Below are 3,008 nucleotides of genomic sequence, written 5' to 3'. Positions count from 1 at the left end.
CGTCGCGGTCGTTCTTCGAGCCGAACAGCGCAACCTTCAAGCCTTTGCCCATGAAGCCGCTGGCAAGCCCGGCATAGCTTTCGCTGGGCCAGCGCTTGGCAGGGCCGAATTCCGCGCCGGGCATCAGGGCCACGAATTTCTGCGGCGCCAGCCCGAAACGGCCGAGCAGGTCGACCTGGTTTTTCGTGTCCACGCTAAGCCGGGGCGCCCGGAAACTGCCGCCCTGGGCAAGGCCGAAATAGGCCTGCGCGGTGCGTCGTTTGATGCTGTCGGGCAATGGCACGACGTCGGTCAGCAGGCCATAGCGCATCTCGCGCAGATTGCCGACACGGCGCGGAATGCGGGCAAAGAACGGAATCAGCGCCGACTTCCAGCTGCCCGGCAGGATATAGGCCATGTCGTAGCGGCCGCGCAGCAGGCGGCCGAAGCGGCGGCGATGGGTGAATTCGAGCGCGCCGGGTTTGAGCGGAAAATCGATCTGCTGGCGGATTTCGGGCATGCGCTTGACCAGGGGTGCTGCCCAGGCAGGCGCCAGCACATCGATGGCGGCGTTGGGATGCAACTCCTTCAGCGCCGAAAACAGGCACTGCGCCATCACCATGTCGCCCACCCAGCGTGGGCCGATCACGAGGATCGTTGGGCTTTCAGCCATTCGACATAGTCTCTGACACCGGTTTCCACTGTCCGGAATTGGCCATTGTAACCGGCCGCGCGCAAACGGGACATATCAGCTTGCGTAAAGCTCTGGTAGCTGCCCTTGAGATGGTCGGGAAAGGGGATGAATTCAATCTCCCCTTTACCCAACGTGTCGATCACCGTTTCGGCGATGGCGCGGAAGGGCTGGGCACGGCCGGTGCCGCAATTGAAGATGCCGCTTGAGCCCCGTTTCCACAGCCACAGATTGACGTCGGCGACATCACCGACATGGATGAAGTCACGGCTTTGTTCGCCGGGTCCGAATCCGTCATAGGCGCCGAACAGTTTCGGGTTCTCGCCTCGCTCGACCTGGTTGAACAGATGGAAGGCGACGGAGGCCATGGCGCCCTTGTGCGCTTCGCGCGGGCCATAGACGTTGAAGTAGCGCAAGCCTACGACCTGTGAATGGTCGGCCTGCCCGGCGAACACGGTTCGCCTGACATAGTCGTCGAACAGCTTCTTGGAATAGGCGTATACGTTGAGCGGCCGTTCCAACGCGGGATCCTCGAGGAACTCCGAGCCGCCGCCATAGACGGAAGCCGAGGAGGCATAAAGGAAAGGCACGCGCAAACTCTGGCTTGCATGCAGCAACCGTTTCGAGAAGGCGTAATTCACCTCCATCATGAATTTGCCGTTCCACTCGGTGGTGGTCGAGCAGGCGCCCTGGTGGAACACGGCCTCGATGCGGCCGAGCGAGCCGGCCTCCATGCGGGGCAGGAAATCGTCCTTGTCGAGATAGTCGGCGATCTTGAGATCGGCAAGATTGACGATCTTGTGACCGTCGGTAAGGTCGTCGACGACGAGGATGTCGTCATGCCCTTCGGCATTCAGCGCGGCGACGATGTTGGAGCCGATCATGCCGGCGCCGCCCGTGACGATGATCATGAAGGACCTCTGGTTGCTTGCGATTCCGGTCCTTATAGGGGAGGCTAGCCGGGCTGTCGACAAAGCCAGGTGCATGCGCCTGTCCTGCCATTTTATGCGCTTGTCTGTTTTGTCTATTTTGTCTATTATGGACAAAACAGGGTATCCCATGAAAAACTATCCGTCGACCGATCTGAAACAGAATCTTGGAGATGTGCTTGCAGCTGCCAGCCAGCAGCCGGTCTCCATCACTCGCCACAACAAGCCGAGATACGTCCTGATGAGCATCGAGGCCTACGAAGCGCGCTTCGGCAACGACAGCCGCCGCGTCTACGCTGCGAAGGACGCCCCGACCGAACATGTCGAGATGCTCGAGGAGTACGCCGCGGAATTGGACCGTGATTAAACCCGCTGCTGCGGACGTCTGGCGATATCCATATCTTTGGCATCGCCAACACGGAGACGGCGAGACCGAAGGCCGGAAGTCACGGCCTGTGGCCTTTGTGGCTGTCCTTCCTGGGAAAGCCGGGGGTACCAACCTCTTCATACTTGCAATCACTTCCACACAGCCGGGTCGTGATCGCGTTGCAGTCAGCATCCCGGAAATTGAACGCCACCGTGCGGGCCTCGATCCTATGCCCCTTTGGGTCATGGTCGATGAGTACAATCATGATATCCTGGAAGCGTCGGCCTATTTCGAGCCGGGTGCGCGAATTGGCGCGTTCAGCCCGTCATTTCACAAGAAAATTATGTTCGCTTTTACTGCGGTTGTCCGCACGGGTCAGTCCAAAGCAATCCCGCGCGGACTGAATCGACAGGGCAGAGCACGATCGTGAGGGACCAAAAATGCCATCGACCGAACTGCTCATCGCGTTTTTCGCCACCACGGCGATCTTCGCCTACATTCCAGGCCCGGCCATGCTCTATGCCGCCGCGCAGACGATGGCGCGCGGCCGCTGGTCCGGCCTGACGGCGGCGCTGGGCATTCATCTGGGCGGCTACGTGCATGTTTTCGCCGCGGCCGCCGGGCTGTCGGTGCTGTTTCATGCCGTGCCGACGCTCTACCTGGCGGTCAAGCTGGTCGGTGCGCTCTATCTGATCTGGCTTGGCATCTCGCTGTTTCGCAAGCGCGCGGACGGCGATGCGGCGCTGCCCGCGATCGAGCGCAAATCGGCGCGGCGCGCCTTTTTCGAGAGCATCACCGTCGAGGTGCTCAATCCGAAGACAGCGATCTTCTTCATGGCGTTCCTGCCGCAATTCATCGACGCCTCGGCGGCGTTTCCGGTCTGGCTGCAGTTCGTCGTGCTCGGCACGATAGTCAATCTGATGTTCTCCTCGGCCGATATCGTCTGCGTGTTCCTGGCGGGCGCCGTGATCGGCCGCCTGCGGCGTTCAAGCCGCGCCCAGCGGCTGATGCAGCGGGCGGGAGGGGCGGTGCTGGTCGGGCT

4 protein-coding genes are annotated in these 3,008 nt (G+C 61.2%); 2 read left to right on the top strand and 2 right to left on the bottom strand.

The genetic code is table 11. The annotated features are described in order from the left end of the window. Together waaF and rfaD are read right to left on the bottom strand one after the other, a co-directional pair. Positions 1–652: lipopolysaccharide heptosyltransferase II (waaF, locus tag EOA22_RS29255; protein ID WP_127390417.1), on the bottom strand; the 652-nt coding region annotated here is incomplete at its 3' end. Continuing rightward, positions 625–1,581: an ADP-glyceromanno-heptose 6-epimerase gene (gene rfaD / locus EOA22_RS29250; protein WP_063170316.1), complete on the bottom strand. Its 957-nt coding sequence runs from the start codon at positions 1,579–1,581 to the stop codon at positions 625–627. The genes rfaD and waaF, both read right to left, overlap by 28 nt. On the opposite strand from rfaD, the gene EOA22_RS39150 reads away from it, so the two are divergent. Next, positions 1,553–1,966: a type II toxin-antitoxin system Phd/YefM family antitoxin gene (locus tag EOA22_RS39150; protein ID WP_224675156.1), complete on the top strand. Its 414-nt coding sequence runs from the start codon at positions 1,553–1,555 to the stop codon at positions 1,964–1,966. The two genes, rfaD and EOA22_RS39150, sit on opposite strands and share 29 nt — an antisense overlap. Positions 1,967–2,406: 440 nt before the next feature. Next, on the top strand, positions 2,407–3,008 hold a 602-nt coding region (locus EOA22_RS29235; protein WP_164755962.1), incomplete at its 3' end, for a LysE family translocator.

It is taken from the genome of Mesorhizobium sp. M7A.F.Ca.US.014.04.1.1, assembly GCF_003998745.1.
GTDB lineage: Bacteria > Pseudomonadota > Alphaproteobacteria > Rhizobiales > Rhizobiaceae > Mesorhizobium > Mesorhizobium ciceri.
Note: the sequence above shows the minus strand (reverse complement) of the source record. Positions and strands in the feature narration are given on the sequence as shown.

What these genes read in the sequence shown, in the direction of transcription:
- EOA22_RS39150 (WP_224675156.1), top strand. Translation starts at nt 1,553, where the DNA reads ATGCCGGCGCCGCCCGTGACGATGATCATGAAGGACCTCTGGTTGCTT.
- rfaD (WP_063170316.1), bottom strand. Translation starts at nt 1,581, where the DNA reads ATGATCATCGTCACGGGCGGCGCCGGCATGATCGGCTCCAACATCGTC.